Consider the following 20,260-nt stretch of genomic DNA (forward strand, 5'->3'; position numbering starts at 1 on the left):
GGCGTGGGCCGGGTCGGGCGGGTTGTCGTACTCGTCGTGGATCTCCCCGACCAGCTCCTCGATCAGGTCCTCGCAGGTGACGATGCCGGCGGTGCCGCCGTACTCGTCGACGACGACGGCGAGGTGGTGGCCCTCGCGGCGCATCTCGGTGAGCGCGGCGAGCACCCGCTTGCTGCCGGGCAGCTGCTTCACCTCACGGGTCAGCTCGCCGACGGTGGTGCATGGGTCGCGGTCCGGGCGGAGCAGCACGTCCCGCAGGTGGACGAAGCCGACCACGTCGTCGTGGGTGCCGTCGACCACCGGGTACCGGGTGTGCGTCTCGGCCCGGACCAGCCGCTCCGCCTCGGCGATGGTGAGCCGGGCGGAGAGGAACACGACCTCGGTGCGGGGCATCATCACTTCGCGGACCAGGCTCGCCCCGGCCACCAGCACCTCGTCGATGATCCGGCGTTCGTCGGGGTCGAGCAGCGTGTTGGCGGCGACCAGGTCGCGCAGCTCCGCCTCGCTGATCCGCTCCCGGCCGGCGGTGGGGCTGGCGCCGAGCAGGTCGGTGACCAGCCGGGTGGCGCCGTCGGCGGCGCGGACCACCAGCCGGGCGACGGTCCGGGCGACCGGCCCCGGTTCGCGCCGGGGCCGCCCCGGCGGTCGACGCCGGAGTCCGGGACCGCCTGACTCCCGCATGACAAGGATGTTGACATCCTCTCCCGCCTAGAGGTGGGAGATTCCCGCTTCCAGCGTCGTACGTCGCCGACGCTGGGTGGGTGGTCGACAGGACGCCTTTCGGCCCCTGTCCCGGACTGCCCGCCCGGTGAGTGGGGACGCCGCCTCGGCGACGTCCCTGACGTTGATCGCGGCGTTCAGGTCAGCGTTCGCCTGGTGTCCGCAGGGCCCGCATCGGAATGTCGCTTGGCTTTCGCGGTTGATCCGGTCGGTGTTCCCGCAGCGGCTGCAACGCTGGGAGGTGAACGCGGCTGGCACCTTCACGATTCGGGTGCCGGTGGTACGTGCGTGATTGGCGAGGACCACCGCGAACAGCCCCCAGCCCTTGCCGAGGATCGAGCGGTTCAGTCCGGCCTTCTGGCGGACGTTCGTGCCAGGCTCCTCGACGGTGCCCTTCGCGGTGACGGTCATGGCCTTGGTGTTGAGGTCTTCGAGCGCGACGAGCAACAGAACCGGCCTGACCCTCGAGAACCCTCGCGGCCTTCGGCCCTAAGGGCGGCGCACTGCGGCTTGTCTTGGTAGACGGCGGGCGCCGACCGGTTCGCGCCAGTGTTCGGATCTGTTCAATCATGGCGGATCGTGGTGGAATGGGGACGGTCACGCGCAGCCGCGGCACAGCCCCCGGCCGTAGGGTGATCACGAACGGCCGCGGCGGGAGCGGCCAGGCAGGAGGAACCCGACGTGAAACTGCTCGTCACCGGCGGCGCCGGCTACATCGGCAGCGTGGTGACCCGGATGCTGCTCGACGACGGTCACGGCGTGACGGTCCTGGACGACCTGCGGACCGGCCACCGGGAGGCGCTCGCTCCCGACGCGACCCACGTCGACCTGCCGATCCACGAGGCCGCCCGGGTGCTCACCCCGGACGCCGGCTTCGACGGGGTGCTGCACTTCGCCGCGCTGATCGCCGCCGGCGAGTCGATGGTCAAGCCCGAGCTGTACTGGCACAACAACACGGTCGGCTCGCTCGCCCTGATCGACGCGGTCCGCGCCGCCCGGGTGCCCCGCCTGGTCTTCTCCTCCACCGCCGCCGTCTACGGCAACCCCACCGAACTGCCCATCCCGGAGACCGCCGTCAAGGCCCCCACCAACACGTACGGGGCGACCAAGCTGGCCGTCGACATGGCGCTCACCTCCGAGGCGATCGCCCACGACCTGGCCGCCGTCTCGCTGCGCTACTTCAACGTCGCCGGGGCGTACCTGCACGACGGCCGGGCGATCGGCGAGCGGCACGACCCGGAGACCCACCTGATCCCGATCGCGCTGGACGTCGCCGCCGGCCGGCGGGAGAAGCTCCAGCTCTTCGGCGACGACTACCCCACCGTCGACGGCACCTGCGTGCGCGACTACATCCACGTCGAGGACCTGGCCCGCGCCCACCTGCTGGCGCTGACCGCCGCGACGCCCGGCCGGCACCGGATCTACAACCTGGGCAACGGCAACGGCTTCACCAACCGGCAGGTGGTGGAGGTGGTCCGCGAGGTGACCGGGCACCCGCTGCCGGTCGAGGTGGCGCCGCGCCGCGAGGGCGACCCCGCCGAACTGGTCGCCTCGTCCGCGCTGGCCCGCGCGGAACTCGGCTGGGTGCCGGCGAAGCCCACCCTGCACGACATGGTCGGCGACGCCTGGGCCTTCTACCGCACCCACGTCCTGGAGCAGCGGTGACCGAGCCGGGCACGGCGGTCGGCGCCGTCGCGGAGCGCGCCACCGCCGGCTTCCGTCAGTGGTACGGCGCCGAGCCGGCGGGCCGCTGGGCGGCTCCCGGGCGGGCGAACCTGATCGGCGAGCACACCGACTACAACGACGGTTACGTGCTGCCGTTCGCGCTGCCGCTGCGTACCGTGGTCGCCGCCGCAGCGCAGGACGGCGAGCGCTGGACCGTCTGGTCGGAGCTCGCCGACTCCCCGGTCGAGTTCGGCGCCGCCGAGGCCGACCAGGCCGGCCGGGTCAGCGGCTGGGCCGCGTACGTCGCCGGGGTGGTCTGGGCGCTGCGGGCCGCCGGCCACCGGGTGCCCGGCGCCCGGCTGGCCATCGCCTCCGACGTGCCGGTCGGCTCCGGGCTCTCCTCCTCGGCGGCGGTCGAGGCGGCGACGCTCGCCGCCCTGGTCGACCTGGGCGGGCTGGACCTGGCCGCCGACCGGCGGCCCCGGCTCGCCCAGCGCGCCGAGAACGACTACGTCGGCGCGCCCACCGGGATCATGGACCAGTCCGCGGTGATCCGCTGCCGCGCGGGGCACGCGCTCTTCCTGGACTGCCGCACCGAGTCCGTCGAACACATCCCGTTCGACCTGGACGCCGCCGGGCTGGCCGTGCTGGTGATCGACAGCCGCGCCCCGCACCGGCACGCCGACGGCGAGTACGCCGCCCGCCGGAAGTCCTGCGAGCGGGCCGCCGAACTGCTCGGGGTGCGCGCGCTGCGGGACGTCTCCCCCGCCGACCTGGACGCCGCGCTGACCCGGCTCGACGACGAGGAGATGCGCCGCCGGGTGCGCCACGTGGTGACCGAGGACCAGCGGGTGCTCGACACCGTGGCGCTGCTGCGCGCTGGCCGGATCCGCGACATCGGACCGCTGCTGACCGCCTCGCACGCCTCGATGCGGGACGATTTCGAGATCACTGTGCCGGAGATCGACACCGCCGTCGAGGCGGCCCTGGCCACCGGGGCGTACGGGGCGCGGATGACCGGCGGCGGCTTCGGCGGCTGTGTCCTCGCCCTGGTCGAGGCGTCCTCCGCCGACGCCGTGGCGCGGGCCGTCGTCGAGGCGTACGCCGAGCGGGGCTTCGCCGCCCCCGGCACGGTGACCGTCGCCCCCACCGCGGGCGCCGCCCGCCTCGACTGACCAGCCCGATAAACGATCAAGAGGTTTGCGTCGGGAATCCCGCGGGACCCGACGCAAACCTCTTGATCGACAGGGCTGGGTGGGGCCTCAGCCGGCCTCGACGATCATGCCGGCGCCGACCGTGCGGTTGGTGGACTCGTCGATGATGACGAAGCCGCCCGTCGTGCGGTTGCGGCGGTACTCGTCCGCCAGCAGCGGCACCGTCGTCCGCAGCCGGACCCGGCCGATCTCGTTCAGCTTCAGCTCGGCCGCCGACTCGTCCCGGTGCAGCGAGTTGATGTCCAGCCGGTAGTGCAGCCCCCGCACGATCGCCCGCGCCGAACGGGTGGTGTGCTTGATCGCGTACCTGCCGCCGACCTGGAGCGGGCGGCTCTCGTCCATCCAGCAGATCATCGCCTCGATGTCCTGCGCGACCGTCGGGGCGTTGTGCGGCCGGCAGATCATGTCGCCACGGGAGATGTCGATCTCGTCGGTCAGCCGGACGGTCACCGACATCGGCGGGAACGCCTCGTCCACCGGGCCGTCGGCCGTCTCCACGGAGGCGATCCGGCTGGTGAAGCCGGACGGCAGCACCATCACCTCGTCACCCGGCTTCAGCACGCCGGAGGCCACCTGACCGGCGTAACCCCGGTAGTCGGTGACGGTGGTGGACTGCGGCCGGATCACGTACTGCACCGGGAACCGCACGTCGACCAGGTTGCGATCGCTGGCGATGTGCACCCGCTCCAGGTGGTGCAGCAGCGACGGCCCGTCGTACCAGGGCATGTTCTCCGAGCGGCTGACGATGTTGTCGCCGCGCAACGCGGAGATCGGCACCACGGTCAGGTCCGGCGCGTCGAGCTTCGCGGCGAACGCGGTGAACTCGTCGGCGATCCGCTCGAACACCTCCTGCGACCAGTCGACCAGGTCCATCTTGTTGACGCAGAGGACCAGGTGCGGCACCCGCAGCAGCGAGCAGAGGAACGCGTGCCGGCGGGACTGCTCCACCAGGCCCTTGCGGGCGTCCACCAGGATCAGCGCCAGGTCGGCGGTCGAGGCGCCGGTGACCATGTTCCGGGTGTACTGGATGTGCCCCGGGGTGTCGGCGATGATGAACTTCCGCCGCGGGGTGGCGAAGTAGCGGTACGCCACGTCGATGGTGATGCCCTGCTCCCGCTCGGCCCGCAGGCCGTCGGTGAGCAGCGCCAGGTTGGTGTACTCGTCGCCCCGGGCCGCGCTGACCGCCTCCACCGCGGCGAGCTGGTCGGTGAAGAGCGACTTGGTGTCGTACAGCAGCCGCCCGATCAGGGTCGACTTGCCGTCGTCGACGCTGCCCGCGGTGGCGAACCGCAACAGGTCCATCGGCCGCCCCTCGGGCAGCCCGGTGTCGGCGGCCGGAGCCGCGGTGTCGACGCTCATCAGAAGTAGCCCTCCCGCTTGCGGTCCTCCATGGCGGCCTCGCTGACCCGGTCGTCGCCGCGGGTCGCGCCGCGCTCGGTGATCCGGGTGGCGGCCACCTCCTCGATGACCCGCTCCACCGTGTCGGCGTCCGAGCGGACGGCCGCGGTGCAGGAGGCGTCACCCACCGTGCGGTAGCGCACCTGCGCCTTGAACCGCTCCTCGCCCGCCCGGGGGCGGAAGAACTCGTTGACCGCGTACAGCATGCCGTCCCGGTCGATCACCTCGCGCTCGTGCGCGTAGTAGATCGACGGCAGCGGGATCCGCTCCCGGGCGATGTAGTGCCAGACGTCCAGCTCGGTCCAGTTGGAGAGCGGGAAGACCCGGATCGACTCGCCCGGGTGGTGCCGGCCGTTGTAGAGCGACCACAGCTCGGGCCGCTGGTTCTTCGGGTCCCACTGGCCGAACTCGTCGCGGAAGCTGAACACCCGCTCCTTCGCCCGGGCCTTCTCCTCGTCCCGGCGGGCGCCGCCGAAGAGCGCGTCGAAGCGGTGCTTCTCCACCGCCTCCAGCAGCACCGGGGTCTGGATGCGGTTGCGGGTGCCGTCCGCCGCCTCGCGGACCATCCCATTGGCCAGGGCCTCGGGCACGCTGGCCACGATCAGTTGCAGGCCCAGCTCGGCGACCCGCTGGTCGCGGTACTCCAGGACCTCGGGGAAGTTGTGCCCGGTGTCGACGTGCATCACCGGGAAGGGAATGTTGGCCGGGGCGAAGGCCTTCTGGGCCAACCGGAGCATCACGATCGAGTCCTTGCCACCGGAGAAGAGCAGCACCGGGCGCTCCATCTCCGCGACCACCTCGCGCATCACGAAGATGCTCTCGGCCTCGAGCGCGTCCAGGTGCGAGACCTGGTACGCGGCGGGGGCGGTCATGACACGGCCTCGATTCGCTCGGATCCGCTCATGGGGATTCCAGACCTTTCCGGTCGGACACGTGAGGAAGAACGACAGGTTACCCGGAATGCCGCTGCAGCGCTGCAAGCAACCGGCTGGCGAGATCCTTGCGACAGACCAGCAGGTCGGGCAGACGCGGGTCGGCCTCGTTGTATTTCAGCGCAGAACCGTCGATCCGGGAAGCATGCAGTCCGGTGGCCGTCGCCACAGCGACCGGAGCAGCCGAATCCCACTCGTACTGACCGCCGGCGTGGATGTACGCGTCGACCTCACCGGTGACCACAGCGGCGATCTTCGCGCCCGCCGAGCCCATCGGCACCAGATGCGCGCCGACGTCTTCTGCCAGATCGGTCAGGAAAACCGGCGGACGGCTACGACTGGCCGCCAACCGGATGGTCCGCGTGCCGGCCGAGGTCGCCGCCTCCAACGTCATCGGCGGGTACGCCGGCGGGTAGTCGGTGCCCAGCACCCGGTGCTGTGCCGGCAGCCCCACCGCGCCCGCGATCAGGCCGTGCGGGGTCGGCGCCCGGCGCGCCCAGAGCGCCACGTGCACCGCCCAGTCCGAGCGCCCCTCCTCGGCGAACTCCCGGGTGCCGTCCAGCGGGTCGATGATCCAGACCCGGTCGGCGTTCAGCCGGGACACCGCATCGGTGCTCACCTCGGCCGCCCAGGCCAGCCGGGAGCCCTCGTCCTCCTCGGAGAGCACCGCGTCCGCCGGACGCCACTTCGCCAGCTCGGTACGGATCAGGTCGTGCGAGACCTTGTCCCCCGCCGACTTCAACGCCCCCGCGTCCGCGAAACCCAGCTCCGCGCGCAGGTTGACCAGCGCCTGCCCGGCCCGCGCCGCCAACCAGCGGGCGAACGCGCCGTCGATCATCGGAGGACTGCCCATGTACCGCTCCCGTCGCCCCGCCGCGACCCGCGGTCGTCGGCCTCCGCCACGCCAGAAGGCGCAGACTACCGGCCCGGACCGCCCGGACCGCGTACGCCCCGCCCAGGTCAGCCGCCGTGGTAGAGGTTCTGCGTCGGCTCCACCCCGCGGGTGACCACCGACTCCACCACGTCCGCCGCCCGGTCGACCAGGAACTCCAACTCCTTGCGCTCGACCGCGGAGAAGTCCGACAGCACGTAGTCGGCCGGGTCCTGCCGCCCCGGCGGCCGGCCGATGCCGAACCGCACCCGGACGTACTCCTTCGTGCCCAGCGACTTCGACATCGACCGCAGCCCGTTGTGCCCGCCCTCGCCACCGTCGCACTTCACCCGCACCTGCCCGTACGGGATGTCCAGCTCGTCGTGCACGGCGATCACCCGGTCCGGCGGGATCTTGTGGAACTGGGCCAGCGCGGTGACCGGGCCACCGGAGAGGTTCATGTACGTCAGCGGCTTCACCAGCACCAGCTTCGGCCCACCGAAGCCGAGCCGCCCCTCGGCGACCTCCGCCACCGCGCGCTTGTGCCGGCCGAACCTGCCACCCACCCGGCCGGCGAGCAGCTCGGCCACCATGAAGCCGACGTTGTGCCGGTTACCCGCGTACTCCCGACCGGGGTTGCCAAGGCCGACCACCAGCCACGGCCCCGTCTCGTCCGTCACGCCACGCCCCTCCCGCGCCGCCGCCACCCGGCGGCCGTCCCGATACGCCGACAGGCGCCCCCGAAACCCGGGAGCGCCTGTCGCACAGCTTGCGGACCGATCAGGCCTCGGTCTTCGCCTCGGCCGGGGCCGCCTCGCCCTCGGCGGCCGGCGTCTCGGCACCCTCGGCGGCGGTGGTCTCCTCGCCGACCTCGGCCTCGGCCTCCTCGGCGGCCTCCTCGACCTCGGGGAGGGTCGCCTCGAGCTGCTCGGCGGTCGGCGCGGCGGTCACCGTGGCGACCGGCATCTCCGGGTCGGTGGCCAGCTCGACGCCGGCCGGCAGCTCGACGTCCGCGGCGGTGACCTGGACGCCCGGCACGGCGCCCTCGATCGAGGCCTCCAGGTGGTCCGGCACCCTGGTGGCGTCGGCGGTCACCGAGAGGGTGTCGTGGTCGTGCACGATCAGGGTGTCCCTCGCGGCCTCACCGGTCAGCTGGACCGGGACCTCGACGGTGACCTTCTCGCCGCGGCGGACCAGCAGCAGGTCGACGTGCTCGAAGGTGTCCTTGATCGGGTCACGCTGGATCGCCTTCGGCAGCGCCAGCACCTGGGTGCCGTCGCTCACCTCGATCGCGAAGAGCTGGTTGGCGCCACCCTTGCGGATGGCGGCGGCGAACTCACGCGCCGGCAGCGCGATGTGCTTGGGCTTCTCGCCGTGGCCGTACAGCACGGCGGGCACCTTGCCGGCCCGGCGGGTACGACGGGCACCACCCTTGCCGAACTCGGTGCGGGGCTCGGCGCTGATCTTTACCTCGGACACGGGGAAACTCCTGATGCTTCGCTGCGGCGGCTTGTCGTCTGGCGGTGCTGGGCGAGGGGCTCGCTGGGGCTCATGCGTCATGAACGACTGCCCGGAGCACCGCGTCGATGACGGCGCCTCCGTGCGGTGCTTTTCAGCGACCCGCCGGGCACCCTCGCCGTGGCAACCGCACCAGTCTACCCGAGGGAATTCCGAGCCTTCCGGCAGTCCCCATGTCCCCGTTGCCGTCGACCCGAGGGCCGACGGGAACGGCACCGCGACACGCCGCTCGCCGCGGCGCGGAAGATCAGCTCAGGCCACCGAAGAGGGTGGTCACCGAACCGTCGTCGAAGACCTCCCGGATCGCCCGGGCCAGCAGCGGCGCGATCGACAGCACGGTGAGCTTGTCGAGCTGCTTCTCCGGCGTGATCGGCAGGGTGTTCGTCACCACGACCTCGCTGATCGGGCTGTTCTTCAGCCGCTCGGTCGCCGGGTCGGAGAGCAGCGCGTGGGTGGCCGCGACGACGATCTCGGCCGCGCCGGAGTCCTTGAGGATGTCGGCGGCCCTGCTGATCGTGCCACCCGTGTCGATCATGTCGTCGACGATCAGGCAGACCCGGCCCTCGACCTCACCGACCACCCGGTTCGCCACCACCTGGTTGGGCTTCAGCGGGTCGCGGGTCTTGTGGATGAACGCGAGCGGGCAACCGCCCAGCCGGTCGGTCCAACGCTCCGCCACCCGCACCCGGCCCGAATCCGGCGCCACCACGGTCATCGGCCGGCCCGCGTACTTGCGCTCGACGTACTCGGCGAGCACGTCCATCGCGAACAGGTGGTCCACCGGGCCGTCGAAGAAGCCCTGGATCTGCGCGGTGTGCAGGTCGACCGTGAGGATCCGGTTCGCCCCGGCGGTCTTGAGCAGGTCGGCCACCAGGCGGGCCGAGATCGGCTCCCGGCCGCGGTGCTTCTTGTCCTGCCGCGAGTACGGGTAGAACGGCAGCACCACGGTGATCCGCTTGGCCGAACCGCGCTTCAGCGCGTCGATCATGATCAGGGTCTCCATGACCCAGGTGTTGACCCCGTGCGTCACGGACTGCACCACGAAGGCGTCCGAACCACGTACCGAGTCCTTGAACCGGACGAAGATCTCGCCGTTGGCGAAGTCGTAGGCGTCGGAGGGGGTCGGCGCCACGCCGAGCACCTCACCGATCTCCTTGGCCAACTCCGGAAAGCCGCGTCCGGAGAAGAGCATCAGGCTCTTGCGGTTTTCGGCGACGATGCTGCCCATGGGCCCGTCTGCTCCCGTTTGTCGGTGTTTCCCGGCGGCGGTGGAGCCGGGGACTATTCGGTTGCAGTATCCCCCGCGTTCAGCGGTCCTCCCACGGTCTCCGCACTCCCGTGGATTGGCTCACCTTCACTTGCGGCGGCGGCCCCGCCCGACGCACCCTCGCGGGCCCGCTGGGCGGCCTCGGCGGCCGGCGTACCGGCCCGCTTGCGCAGCACCCAACCCTCGACGTTGCGCTGCTGGCCCCGGGCCACCGCCATCGCGCCCGGCGGCACGTCCGCGATGATCACCGAGCCGGCCGCCGTGTACGCCCCGTCGCCCACCTCGACCGGCGCGACGAACATGTTGTCCGCTCCGGTACGGGCGTGGCTGCCGATGGTGGTGTGGTGCTTCCTCACCCCGTCGTAGTTGACGAAGACCGTCGCCGCGCCGATGTTGCTGTGCTCGCCGATGGTGGCGTCGCCGACGTACGACAGGTGCGGCACCTTGGAGCCCTCGCCGATCGTGGCCTTCTTCGTCTCCACGAACGTGCCCACCTTGGCCTTGCGGGCCAGCCGCGACTCCGGCCGCAGGTACGCGTACGGCCCGACGGTGGCCTGCGGGCCGACCTCGGCGCCCACCGCGTGGCTGCGCAGCACGGTCGCGCCCTCGCCCACGGTGGTGTCGATCAGCGTCACGTCCGGCCCGACCACCGCGCCGGCACCGACCGCCGTCGCTCCCTGGAGCTGGGTGTTCTGGTCGAGCACCGCGTCCCGCTCGACGGTCACCGTCACGTCGATCCAGGTGGTGTGCGGGTCGAGGATGCTCACCCCGCTGCGCATCCAGCCCTCGTTGACCCGGTCCCGGAGCAGCCGGCGCAGCGCGGCCAGCTCCACCCGGTCGTTGCAGCCCAGCGTCTCCACGTGGTCCGCGGCGCAGTACACCGCCACCGGCTCACCGCCGTCGCGGAGCAGGCCGAAGACGTCGGTCAGGTACTCCTCGCCCTGGTCGTTGTCGGTGGAGAGCTTGCCCAGCGCGTCGCGCAGCCGCGCCACGTCGAAGGCGTAGATGCCGGCGTTGATCTCCCGCAGCGCCCGCTGTTCCGGGGTCGCGTCGCGCTCCTCGACGATCTGCGCCAGCCGGCCGTCGGCGTCCCGCACGATCCGGCCCAGGCCGGTCGGGTCGGGCACCTCGGCGGCGAGCACGGTCGCCGCGGCGCCCGCGCCCTCGTGCGCCTCGACGAGAGCGGGGACGGTCTCCGGCCGCAGCAGCGGCACGTCCCCGTTGATCACCACGACGGTGCCGGCGGCGTCCGGCACCGCGTCCAGCGCGATCCGCACGGCGTGCCCGGTGCCGAGCTGCTGCGCCTGGAGCACCGGGGTGGCCTCCGGGGCGATTTCGGCCAGGTGGGCGCGGACCTGGTCGGCGCCGTGCCCGACCACCACCACGGTGCGGTCCGCGCGCAGCGGCGCGGCCGCGGCCAGCACGTGGCCCAGGAGGGTACGACCGAGCAGCGGGTGCAGCACCTTGGGCAGGGACGACTTCATCCGCTTGCCCTCACCGGCGGCGAGCACGACAACGGTGCGGAGGTGGGGCTCGGGCACGACGTGGCTCCCGTCGGGACGGCGACAGTCTCGCGGCCATGCTAACCACGCGGCCCGGCAGGTTTTACCGTTACCCCACCTGAGCAGGATCTGGACGTAATGGAGAAGCTCGGCCGCCAGGATTCGAACCTGAAACTCAAGAACCAAAATCTTGGGTGTTGCCAATTACACCACGGCCGACTGCAACGCCCGATAGCTTAGCGCCTGCCGCAGGCCGCCACGAGAGTCACTCCGGGGCACCGGCCGGCTTGCTGAGGCCGTCCATCACGCCCTCGATCCAGAGATGCAGCTCTCGGGCTTTCGGCACCCGCACGACCAGGCACCCTCGGTAGTTGTCCCCGATGTTGAGACGCGTCGTCTGCGGCTTGTGCCTCTTGAGCGTCGGGCGCTGCAGGCACTCCATGCCGATCCCCAGCTTGCCCGCCCACCATCTCCCGGCCGCTTCGGCGTCGGCGTTCTCATGGATGCTCACCCGGTATCGGAGATCGGTGCGGGATCGCCCGTTCGCCTCGATGAACCTGATGAACGGCTCCACCAGGCGGATGTCGCTGTTGGTGAAGATCAAGTCGTACCGCTGGTTCTCAGGCTTGCTCTCGGTGCCCTCACACCAGTAGAGCGCAGCACCGATCAGGAGGATCTCCCGCAGGTCTGCGCTGCCCGCCCAGGCAGCGGCCCGCTGACGTGCCTCCGATTCCCTCAGCAGTCGCTGCTCCCGCCGGTCATCATTCTTGGTTCTGCGAAGGGCGGCCGCGTCGACGCGGCGCTTTCGGACACGTTCCGAATCCAGATCGAGCGGCAGGTGCTTCACCCACTGGTACGCGGTCGACTTGCTCACCCCCAGCCGGGCCGCGATGTCGTTCACCGACCAACCTTCAGCCCGGAATGCCATTGCCTCGGCGCGCAACTCGTCCTTGGCCCGGGGGCGGCGGGTCCACTCTGGCAGCGGAACGCCGCGCAGCAGCGCGTACACCCGGTCCCGGCCGACGCCGAGGCGGGCCTGGATGTCACGGACGGACAGCTGCTCGACGACGCGCAGCCGGCGCGCCTCGGCGGCGAGAGGATCGGTCACGACGCGCAGGTTAGAACGGGCGTACGACAGTCACTCCATCCACGATCGACGCTCTCCGGTGTGATCTAGGAACCCCGCGGTTACGGTGACGTAGGCGTGACCCGTACCGCTGGGAGGTGCAATGTCGACCACCTTCACCGACCCGAACGCCACCGGTCCGAAGCCGCTGACCCAGGGCCACCAGTCCCGGGGCATCCTGGTCGCCCTCTGGGCCTTCGTGGTCGTCCCGTTCCTCGCCCTGCTCGCCGCCGTGCCGGTCGCCTGGGGCGGCTGGCTTAGCTGGACCGACATCGCCGTGGCCGGCTTCTGGTACGTGCTGTCCGGGCTCGGCATCACCGTCGGCTACCACCGCTACTTCACCCACGGCTCCTTCAAGGCCAAACCGTGGCTGCGGGTGGCGTTGGCGGTCGCCGGCTCGTTCGCCGTGCAGGGCGAGATCATCCAGTGGGTGGCCGACCATCGCCGCCACCACGCCTTCTCCGACCTGGAGGGTGAGCCCGCACTCGCCGTGGCGGTTCGGGGAGAGCGTCGGCGGGCTGGCCAAGGGCCTGTTCCACGCCCACGTCGGCTGGCTGTTCAACCGGGAGCTCTCCAACCGGGAGCGGTTCGCCCCGGACCTGCTCGCGGACCCGGCGACCCGGCGGGTCGACCGGCTCTTCCCGCTGCTGGTGGTGGTCTCGCTGCTCGGTCCGGCGGCGATGGGCGGGCTGCTGACCTGGTCCTGGTCGGGCGCGCTCACCGCGCTCTTCTGGGGTGGGCTGGTCCGGATCGCGCTGCTGCACCACGTCACCTGGTCGATCAACTCGGTCTGCCACGTCTACGGCGAGCGCCCGTTCGCGGTACGGCAGGGCGACCGGGCGTCGAACTTCTGGCCGCTGGCAGTGCTGTCGTTCGGGGAGAGTTGGCACAACCTGCACCACGCCGAGCCGACCAGCGCCCGGCACGGGGTGCTGCGCGGTCAGCTCGACATGTCGGCGCGGGTGATCTGGCTGCTGGAGAAGACCGGCGCCGCCTGGGCGGTGCGCTGGCCGAAGCCGGAACGGATCACCGCCAAGCTGCTCGGGCTCGAGCGCGGCAGGGCGAAGCCGGTCCGGCCCGGACGTTCCACGGCCGGGTCGGGGCGGCCCGAGCGGTGAAACCGGTCGGTGGGTGGCGCACCCACCTGGCAGGATGGCCGGGTGATCGAGCTTCCACACCGCCGGCAGGTCCGGTACCGCCAGGGCGCGGGCCACCGGGCCGGCGGGGTGACGACGTGAGCACCAGATCCCACGGCAGGGCGTCACCGAGCGGGAGCGAGGTGACGAGATGACCGAGGTTCCCGGCAACAATGCCAGCGCCGCGCGGCGACGGGCCGTCCCGGCGGCGAAGTCCTCCTCCCGGGTACGGATGTCCGCGACGCAGCGCCGCGAGCAGTTGATCGCGATTGCCCGGCAGATCTTCGCCGAGCGGGGTTTCGACGCCACGTCGATCGAGGAGGTGGCCGCCCGGGCCAAGGTCTCCAAGCCGGTGGTGTACGAGCACTTCGGCGGCAAGGAGGGGCTGTACGCGGTGGTGGTGGACCGGGAGGTCCGCTCGCTGCTGGACCGGATCACGAACGCGTTGACCGCGGGGCACCCGCGGGAGCTGCTGGAGCAGGCGGCGTTGACGCTGCTGACCTACATCGAGGAGGAGACCAGCGGGTTCCGGGTGCTGGTCCGGGAGTCGCCGCTGATGTCGGCGACGGGCAACTTCAGCAGCGTGATGAACGACGTGGCGCACCAGGTGGAGCACATCCTGGGCGCGGAGTTCTCCAGCCGGGGGTACGACCCGAAGCTGGCGGAGCTCTACTCGCAGGCGCTGGTGGGCATGGTGGCGTTGACCGGCCGCTGGTGGCTGGAGGTGCGCAAGCCGCGCAAGGAGACGGTCGCCGCGCACCTGGTCAACCTGGCCTGGAACGGGTTGTCGCACCTGGAGGCCAAGCCGGGCCTGATCACGGTCCGCAAGCCGGGCTGATCAGGGGGCGGGGTCAGCGGGCACCGGCCTCGGAGATGGAGTGGTTGCGGCGGCGGCGCTCGGCCTCGGCGTGCTCCTCGGTGCCGACCTTGTCGTAGAGGCCGGTGGCCAGCAGGATCAGCCCGAACAGCAGCGACACGATGACGGTGGACATCGAGAAGTTGAGGAAGTTCGCCGAGGTCTGCAGCACGGCCATCATCAGGATGGCGGTGACGAGGAAGACCACCCCGGCGGTGAGGTTCATGTAGTGGCCGAGGTTGCCGCGGCGGGACGCCCCGATGATCAGGAAGATGCCGAAGATCACGGAGACCAGCGAGAACGCCAGGTTGGTGCGGAGTCCGAGGGCGTAGTTCGAGCTGCGGTCGAAGAGCGGGTCACCCCAGGTCTGGGCCACCCCGTACACGCCGAAGACCAGGATGTAGAGCCCGACGAGCCCGGAGAGGACCCGGTAGAGCGGCCGGGCGGGATGGTTCACCGGAAAGTGCGGCATGAGCTCCTCCAGCCATGTGACCGATTTCGCCACATTGTCACTTGACCGGGAGGGGCTTGTCCCCGAAAACGCCGAAGGCCCGGCAACCGGCCGGGCCTTCGAGCGCGGAAGTTCTAGAGGACGAGCCGGGCCTTCTCCCAGGCCTCCTTCTCCTCGTTGCTGCCGACCTTGCCGTACATGCCGACCATCAGCAGGACGAGGGAGAGGACGAGCGTCACGATCACGGTGGCGATGGAGAAGTTGAAGATGTTCGCGTCGGTCCGGATGACGGCCAGCTCGGCCAGGCCGAGGACCATCAGCACGTACGCCAGCCACTGGTTGATCGCCACGTCCAGGTTGCGGCCGATGACGGTGCCGGCCAGGATCACGATCCCGAGCAGGACGGCGAGCAGCGAGAAGCCGGTGTTGGTGCCCTGGCCGAGGACGGTGGTGTCGTTCCGGGCGAGGACGTCGTTGCCGGCGCTCGCGATGATGCCGAGCACGCCGAAGACCACGAAGTACAGACCAACGAGCCCGCCGATCGCCCGGTAGATCGGCCGCGCGGGGTGGTTGACGGGGGTGTGGGCCATGTCTGAGTCTCCAAGACCGTTCGGGTGAGGGGTCGGCGACGATTGTCCCGCACGGCCGGGAGTGACGCCGCACACCCCCCACCGGTACCGGGGTCAGCCGGCCGGCAGCTCCTCGGCGAGGGCGAGCCAGGCCTCCTCGGTGCGCTCCCGCTCGGCCCGCAGCTCCTTGAGCTGGGCGTCCAGCTCGGCGACCTTGGCGTAGTCGGTGGCGTTGGCGGCGAGCTGGTCGAGCAGAGCGGCCTCCTTCTGCTCGAGCTTGCCGACCTGCCGTTCCAGCCGGCTCAGCTCCTTCTTCGCCACCCGGACCTCGGCGGCGGACATGCCGTCTCGGGCCGGGCCGGCCGCGGCCGGGGTGAGGTCGGCGGGCGCCGGGCCGCCGCGGGCGGCGGACCGGGCCAGGTACTCGTCGACCCCGCCGGGCAGGTGCACCAGCCGTCCGTCGCCGAACATGCCGTAGACGGAGTCGGTGACCCGCTCGATCAGGTACCGGTCGTGGCTGGCCACGATGATCGTGCCGGGCCAGGAGTCGAGCAGGTCCTCCAGCGCGGCGAGGGTGTCGGTGTCCAGGTCGTTGGTGGGCTCGTCGAAGAGGAGCACGTTCGGCTCGCCGGCGAGCAGCCGCAGCATCTGCAGCCGCCGGCGTTCGCCGCCGGAGAGGTCGCTGACCGGGGTCCAGAGCCGCCGGTCGTCGAAGCCGAAGATCTCGGCGAGCTGGGCGGCGGAGATCTCCCGGTCGCCGAGCTGGACCCGGCGGGCGACCTCCTCGACGGCTTCGAGGACCCGCAGGTGTCCGGGGAGCTCGGCCAGTTCCTGGGAGAGGAAGGCCGGCTTGACGGTCGAGCCGGTGGCGAACCGGCCGCCGTCGGGGCGGGTCACCCCGGCCAGCAGCCGCAGCAGGGTCGTCTTGCCGGCGCCGTTGCGACCGAGGACGGCGATCCGGTCGCCGGGGCCGACCTGCCAGGTGGTGTCGTGCAGAATCTCCTTGGGGCCGGCGTGCAGGGTGACGTCTTCCAGGTCGTACACCTGCTTGCCGAGCCGGGCGGTGGCGAGCCGTTGCAGCGACATCGTGTCGCGCGCCTCCGGCACGTCGGCGATCAGCGCGTTGGCCGCGTCGATGCGGAACCGCGGCTTGGAGGTGCGGGCGGGCGGGCCGCGGCGCAGCCAGGCGATCTCCTTGCGGAGCAGGTTCTGCCGGCGGGCCTCGGTGGCGGCGGCGACCCGTTCGCGCTCGGCCCGGGCGAGGGTCCAGGCGGCGAAGCCACCCTCGTACGCCCGGACGGCCTGGTCGGCGACCTCCCAGGTGGTGGTGCAGACCGCGTCCAGGAACCACCGGTCGTGCGTGACCACGACGAGCGCGCCCTTGCGGCCGACCAGGTGCCTGGCCAGCCAGTCGACGCCGCCGACGTCGAGGTGGTTGGTGGGCTCGTCGAGGATCAGCAGGTCGGACTCGCGGACCAGCAGCGCGGCGAGGGCGACCCGGCGGCGCTCGCCGCCGGACATCGGGCCGACCGGCTGGTCGAGGCCGAGGTGGGGCATGCCGAGGCCGTCGAGGATGGCCCGGACGCCGGCGTCGCCGGCCCACTCGTGCTCGGCGCCCATGCTCTGGTCGAGCCAGGCGGTGCCGAGCACCACGTCCCGGACGGTGGCGTCGGGGGCCAGGGTGAGGCTCTGCGGCAGCCAGAGCACGCGCAGGTCGCGGCGGTGGGTGACCCGGCCGTCGTCGGATTCCTCCTGCTTGGTGAGCAGCCGCAGCAGGGTGGACTTGCCGGCGCCGTTGAGGCCGACCACGCCGATCCGGTCGGCGTCGTCGAGGCCGAGCGAGACGTCGGTGAGCAGCGGCCCGGCGGCGCCGTACCCCTTGGACACCCGGTCCAGGTTGACGATGTTGGCCACGACCTCACCTACCTCCCATGATCAAGGCGTCCCGGTGCCGGGGTGGCACCTGGGACGCCTGCGACGTTTCAGGGTACGCGGGCACCTGGCCGTCCGGCCGGGCGCCGGGCCCTCCGGGGGGTCAACCGGCCCGGGCGCCCGCTTGTTCCGTCCCCGCGGCAGCGTGCGGTGCTGGCGGCGCGCCCGGCCCCTTGATCGCGGGGCCGGGGGGCTCGGCTCAGACGATGCGTGCTCCGGCCACCGGGCCGTGCGCGACCCGGGCCTCCCGGCACACCTCGGCGGCCTCCAGCTCGGCGGCGATCCGGCCGGCGTGGGCCTCGTCGGCGGCGAGGAAGACGCAGGTCGGACCGGAGCCGGAGACGATGCCGGCGAGCGCCCCGGCCGCCTCCCCCGCCTTCAGGGTGTCGGCCAGCGCCGGGCGCATGCTCAGCGCGGCGTCCTGCAGGTCGTTGCCGAGGGCGGCGGCGAGCACCCGCGGGTCGCGCTGGCGCAGCGCGCCGAGCAGCCCGTCGGTGCTGCCCAGCGGCTCGCCCGCGGTGCCGGCGTCGCGGAGCCGGTCCAGCTCCCGGTAGGCGGCGGGGGTGGAGAGGCCGCCGTCGGCGACCGCCACCACCCAGTGCCAGGAGGTGGGGCGGGCCAGCACCGGGCTGACCGCCTCGCCCCGGCCGGTGCCGAGCGCGGTGCCGCCGTGGATCAGGAAGGGCACGTCGGAGCCGAGGTCGGCGGCGATGCCGGCCAGCTCGTCGCGGGACAGCCCGGTGCCCCAGAGGGCGTCGCAGGCGACCAGGGCGGCGGCCGCGTCGGCGCTACCGCCGGCCAGCCCGCCGGCCAGCGGGATCTGCTTGCGCAGGTGCAGCCGGGCGTGCGGCACGACGCCGGCGTACCCGGCGAGGGCATGGGCGGCCCGGATCACCAGGTTGGTGTCGTCCAGGGCCAGCTCGCCGGCCCCCTCACCCTCCATGGTCAGGGCGAGGGTGTCGCCCCGCCGCGCGGTCAGCTCGTCGTAGATCGAGATCGCGTGGTAGACGGTGTTCAGCTCGTGGTAGCCGTCGCGGCGCAGCGGACCGACCCCGAGGTGCAGGTTGACCTTGGCCGGCACCCGGACCTTGACCGGCCCGCTGGCCCCGCGCCGCCGCTGCTCGTCCTCGTCGTCCGGTCGCCAGGCCTCGGTCACGGGACGAGGTCCCGTCCGCGCAGGCGAGTCTCGAACGGCTTCTCCACGGTCAGCTCCTCGGCGGGGTCGGACAACGGCGCCAGCCTACTGCGCGGCGGGTACGGCGGTCGGGGCCGACGCGGCGATGGCGGCGAACTGCTCGACGGTCAGCGACTCCCCGCGGGCGCCGGGGTCGACACCGGCGGCGATGAGCGCGGCGGCGGCCCGGTCGGCCCCGCCGGCCCAGCCCGCGAGGGCCGCCCGCAGGGTCTTGCGGCGCTGCGCGAACGCCGCGTCCACCACGGCGAAGACCCGCGCCCGGGGTATGTCGGGGCGGGGCGGCTCGCGGCGGGTGAAGGCGACCAGGCCGGAGTCGACGTTCGGCACCGGCCAGAACACGTTCGGCGGGACCTTGCCGGCGGCCCGAGACCGGGCGTACCAGGCGAGCTTGACCGACGGGATGCCGTACACCTTGGAGCCGGGACCGGCGACGAGCCGGTCGGCGACCTCCTTCTGCACCATCACCAGGCCGTGCCGAAGGGTGGGCAGCTCGGCGAGGAGGTGCAGCACCACCGGCACCGCGACGTTGTACGGCAGGTTGGCCACCAGCGCGGTGGGCGCCGGTTCGGCCAGGTCGGCCGCACGGACGCGCAGCGCGTCGGCCTGGTGCACGGTGAGCCGGGCGGCGTCCGGGCCGGCGAACCGCTCGGCGGTCGCCGGCAGCGCGCCGGCCAGCGTCGGGTCGATCTCCACGGCGTGCACGTGCGCGGCGACCGGGAGCAGGGCCAGGGTGAGCGAGCCGAGGCCGGGGCCGACCTCCAGCGCCACGTCGTCCGGGGCGAGCCCAGCGGTGGTGACGATCCGGCGGACCGTGTTCGGGTCGTGCACGAAGTTCTGGCCGAGCTTCTTGGTGGGGGCGACGCCGAGGCGGGCGGCGAGTTCCCGGATCTCCGCCGGGCCGAGGAGACCGGTCATGCTCCGCAGCGTAGCGGCGGGTTCCGGCCCGCTCACCACGGGCCGAAGACGCGGTCGCCGGTCGCCGAGATCGCCGCGCAGAGCTCGTCGAGGTCCGCGCCGGTGGTCGCGGCGAGCGACCGGACCGTCAGCGGGATCAGGTACGACGCGTTGGGTCGTCCCCGGTGCGGCATCGGGGTCAGGTACGGCGCGTCGGTCTCCACCAGGATCTGGTCGAGCGGGGTGAGCGCGGCGGCCTCCCGCAGCGCCCCGGCGCTGCCGAAGGTGACCGTGCCGGCGAAGCTGAGCAGGTAGCCCCGGCGGACGCACTCGGCGGCGAACTCGGCGTCGCCGGAGAAGCAGTGCAGCACCACGGTGTCGGGACTGCCCTCGTCGTCGAGGATGCGCAGCACCTCGGCGTGCGCGTCCCGGTCGTGGATGACCAGCGCCTTGCCGTACCGCTTGGCGATGGCGATGTGCGCGCGGAAGCTCTCCTCCTGCGCCGACCGCCCCTCGTCGCCGGTGCGGTAGAAGTCCATCCCGGTCTCGCCGACGCCGCGGACCCGGTCCCGGGCCGCGAGGGCCTCGATCTGGCGCAGCGCCTCGTTCAGGTCGGCCAGGCGGGGCGCCTCGTTCGGGTGCAGCGCCACGGTGGCCAGCACGGCCGGGTACTTCTCGGCGACGTCGGCGCCCCAGGCGGACGAGTCCACGTCCACACCGACCTGGACCAGCCGGTCCACGCCGACGGCGGCGGCCACCTCGATCGCGGCGGCGACCGGGTCGTCGGCGGGTCCCCCGGGCACGCCGGCCTCGCTGACGGTGATGTCCAGGTGGGTGTGGCTGTCCAGCACGGGCCGGGGCAGCGCCTCCGGGGCGGGCGGGAACTCCCCGGCCCGGCGGGCCGCGCGCTGCTTACGGGATTCGGTCTGCTCGCTCATCGCGGCCAGCATCACACACCGACCGGCCGCCGCGTTTCCGGACCGCCACCGACTGTTCACGCGAACAACACCTGTC

Annotated in this window: 19 protein-coding genes, 1 tRNA gene and 1 pseudogene; 4 read left to right on the forward strand and 17 right to left on the reverse strand. The window is 72.3% G+C overall.

What is annotated here, in order from left to right; all coding sequences use genetic code 11:
• A partial coding sequence (locus tag DKT69_RS02150) for a CBS domain-containing protein (protein WP_109799921.1) occupies positions 1 to 681 on the reverse strand: 681 nt, incomplete at its 3' end.
• A gap of 27 nt (positions 682 to 708) precedes the next feature.
• The gene (locus tag DKT69_RS02155) at positions 709 to 1,167 is read right to left on the reverse strand and encodes a zinc ribbon domain-containing protein (RefSeq protein ID WP_109799922.1); all 459 of its coding nucleotides are present in this window, start codon (positions 1,165 to 1,167) and stop codon (positions 709 to 711) included.
• A 234-nt stretch (positions 1,168 to 1,401) separates the two neighbouring features.
• Here DKT69_RS02155 and galE point away from each other — a divergent pair, with 234 nt between their 5' ends.
• The gene (gene galE / locus DKT69_RS02160) at positions 1,402 to 2,385 is read left to right on the forward strand and encodes a UDP-glucose 4-epimerase GalE (RefSeq protein ID WP_109799923.1); all 984 of its coding nucleotides are present in this window, start codon (positions 1,402 to 1,404) and stop codon (positions 2,383 to 2,385) included.
• Positions 2,382 to 3,560, forward strand: a complete 1,179-nt coding sequence (gene galK, locus DKT69_RS02165) for a galactokinase (RefSeq protein WP_109799924.1) — start codon at positions 2,382 to 2,384, stop codon at positions 3,558 to 3,560. Before galE ends, galK begins: the two co-directional genes overlap by 4 nt.
• An 87-nt stretch (positions 3,561 to 3,647) precedes the next feature.
• Here the strand turns inward: galK and cysN are convergent, their stop codons facing one another.
• The 9 genes from cysN to DKT69_RS02210 all read right to left on the reverse strand — a co-directional run bounded on the left by cysN (position 3,648) and on the right by DKT69_RS02210 (position 12,195).
• Complete coding sequence (gene cysN, locus DKT69_RS02170) at positions 3,648 to 4,958, reverse strand: sulfate adenylyltransferase subunit CysN (protein ID WP_109799925.1); 1,311 nt, start codon at positions 4,956 to 4,958, stop codon at positions 3,648 to 3,650.
• Positions 4,958 to 5,869 carry a sulfate adenylyltransferase subunit CysD gene (gene cysD / locus DKT69_RS02175; RefSeq protein ID WP_109799926.1) on the reverse strand — a complete coding sequence of 304 codons (912 nt, stop codon included), beginning with the start codon at positions 5,867 to 5,869 and terminating at the stop codon, positions 4,958 to 4,960. Before cysD ends, cysN begins: the two co-directional genes overlap by 1 nt.
• A gap of 79 nt (positions 5,870 to 5,948) precedes the next feature.
• Complete coding sequence (locus DKT69_RS02180) at positions 5,949 to 6,782, reverse strand: inositol monophosphatase family protein (protein ID WP_109799927.1); 834 nt, start codon at positions 6,780 to 6,782, stop codon at positions 5,949 to 5,951.
• Between the two features lie 107 nt (positions 6,783 to 6,889).
• Positions 6,890 to 7,480 (reverse strand): aminoacyl-tRNA hydrolase, encoded by a 591-nt coding sequence (gene pth / locus DKT69_RS02185; RefSeq protein WP_109799928.1) that lies wholly within the window; start codon positions 7,478 to 7,480, stop codon positions 6,890 to 6,892.
• Positions 7,481 to 7,580: 100 nt separating this feature from the next.
• The gene (locus DKT69_RS02190; protein WP_109799929.1) at positions 7,581 to 8,279 is read right to left on the reverse strand and encodes a 50S ribosomal protein L25/general stress protein Ctc; all 699 of its coding nucleotides are present in this window, start codon (positions 8,277 to 8,279) and stop codon (positions 7,581 to 7,583) included.
• Positions 8,280 to 8,565: 286 nt separating this feature from the next.
• Complete coding sequence (locus tag DKT69_RS02195) at positions 8,566 to 9,546, reverse strand: ribose-phosphate diphosphokinase (RefSeq protein WP_109799930.1); 981 nt, start codon at positions 9,544 to 9,546, stop codon at positions 8,566 to 8,568.
• Between the two features lie 53 nt (positions 9,547 to 9,599).
• Positions 9,600 to 11,126 (reverse strand): bifunctional UDP-N-acetylglucosamine diphosphorylase/glucosamine-1-phosphate N-acetyltransferase GlmU, encoded by a 1,527-nt coding sequence (gene glmU, locus DKT69_RS02200; RefSeq protein WP_109799931.1) that lies wholly within the window; start codon positions 11,124 to 11,126, stop codon positions 9,600 to 9,602.
• Positions 11,127 to 11,234: 108 nt separating this feature from the next.
• Positions 11,235 to 11,306, reverse strand: a tRNA-Gln gene (locus DKT69_RS02205).
• Between the two features lie 46 nt (positions 11,307 to 11,352).
• Positions 11,353 to 12,195, reverse strand: a complete 843-nt coding sequence (locus DKT69_RS02210) for a helix-turn-helix domain-containing protein (protein ID WP_109799932.1) — start codon at positions 12,193 to 12,195, stop codon at positions 11,353 to 11,355.
• Between the two features lie 121 nt (positions 12,196 to 12,316).
• On the opposite strand from DKT69_RS02210, the pseudogene DKT69_RS02215 reads away from it, so the two are divergent.
• Positions 12,317 to 13,331 (forward strand): annotated as a pseudogene (locus DKT69_RS02215) (acyl-CoA desaturase).
• Positions 13,332 to 13,500: 169 nt separating this feature from the next.
• Complete coding sequence (locus tag DKT69_RS02220) at positions 13,501 to 14,187, forward strand: TetR/AcrR family transcriptional regulator (RefSeq protein WP_109799933.1); 687 nt, start codon at positions 13,501 to 13,503, stop codon at positions 14,185 to 14,187.
• Positions 14,188 to 14,200: 13 nt separating this feature from the next.
• Here DKT69_RS02220 and DKT69_RS02225 read toward each other — a convergent pair whose 3' ends face one another.
• The 6 genes from DKT69_RS02225 to DKT69_RS02250 form a co-directional block, all read right to left on the reverse strand.
• Positions 14,201 to 14,677, reverse strand: a complete 477-nt coding sequence (locus DKT69_RS02225; protein WP_109799934.1) for a DUF4383 domain-containing protein — start codon at positions 14,675 to 14,677, stop codon at positions 14,201 to 14,203.
• A 113-nt stretch (positions 14,678 to 14,790) separates the two neighbouring features.
• Positions 14,791 to 15,246, reverse strand: a complete 456-nt coding sequence (locus DKT69_RS02230; protein WP_109799935.1) for a DUF4383 domain-containing protein — start codon at positions 15,244 to 15,246, stop codon at positions 14,791 to 14,793.
• A 93-nt stretch (positions 15,247 to 15,339) separates the two neighbouring features.
• Positions 15,340 to 17,139 carry an ABC-F family ATP-binding cassette domain-containing protein gene (locus DKT69_RS02235; RefSeq protein ID WP_109799936.1) on the reverse strand — a complete coding sequence of 600 codons (1,800 nt, stop codon included), beginning with the start codon at positions 17,137 to 17,139 and terminating at the stop codon, positions 15,340 to 15,342.
• Positions 17,140 to 17,356: 217 nt separating this feature from the next.
• On the reverse strand, positions 17,357 to 18,313 hold the full coding sequence (locus DKT69_RS02240) for a 4-(cytidine 5'-diphospho)-2-C-methyl-D-erythritol kinase (RefSeq protein ID WP_109799937.1): 957 nt from the start codon (positions 18,311 to 18,313) through the stop codon (positions 17,357 to 17,359).
• Between the two features lie 84 nt (positions 18,314 to 18,397).
• On the reverse strand, positions 18,398 to 19,267 hold the full coding sequence (gene rsmA / locus DKT69_RS02245; RefSeq protein ID WP_109799938.1) for a 16S rRNA (adenine(1518)-N(6)/adenine(1519)-N(6))-dimethyltransferase RsmA: 870 nt from the start codon (positions 19,265 to 19,267) through the stop codon (positions 18,398 to 18,400).
• 32 nt (positions 19,268 to 19,299) lie between these two features.
• Positions 19,300 to 20,196 (reverse strand): TatD family hydrolase, encoded by an 897-nt coding sequence (locus tag DKT69_RS02250; RefSeq protein ID WP_109799939.1) that lies wholly within the window; start codon positions 20,194 to 20,196, stop codon positions 19,300 to 19,302.
• Between the last annotated feature and the right edge of the window lie 64 nt (positions 20,197 to 20,260).

Origin of the sequence: Micromonospora sicca (assembly GCF_003172935.1) — a bacterium.
GTDB lineage: Bacteria > Actinomycetota > Actinomycetes > Mycobacteriales > Micromonosporaceae > Micromonospora > Micromonospora sicca.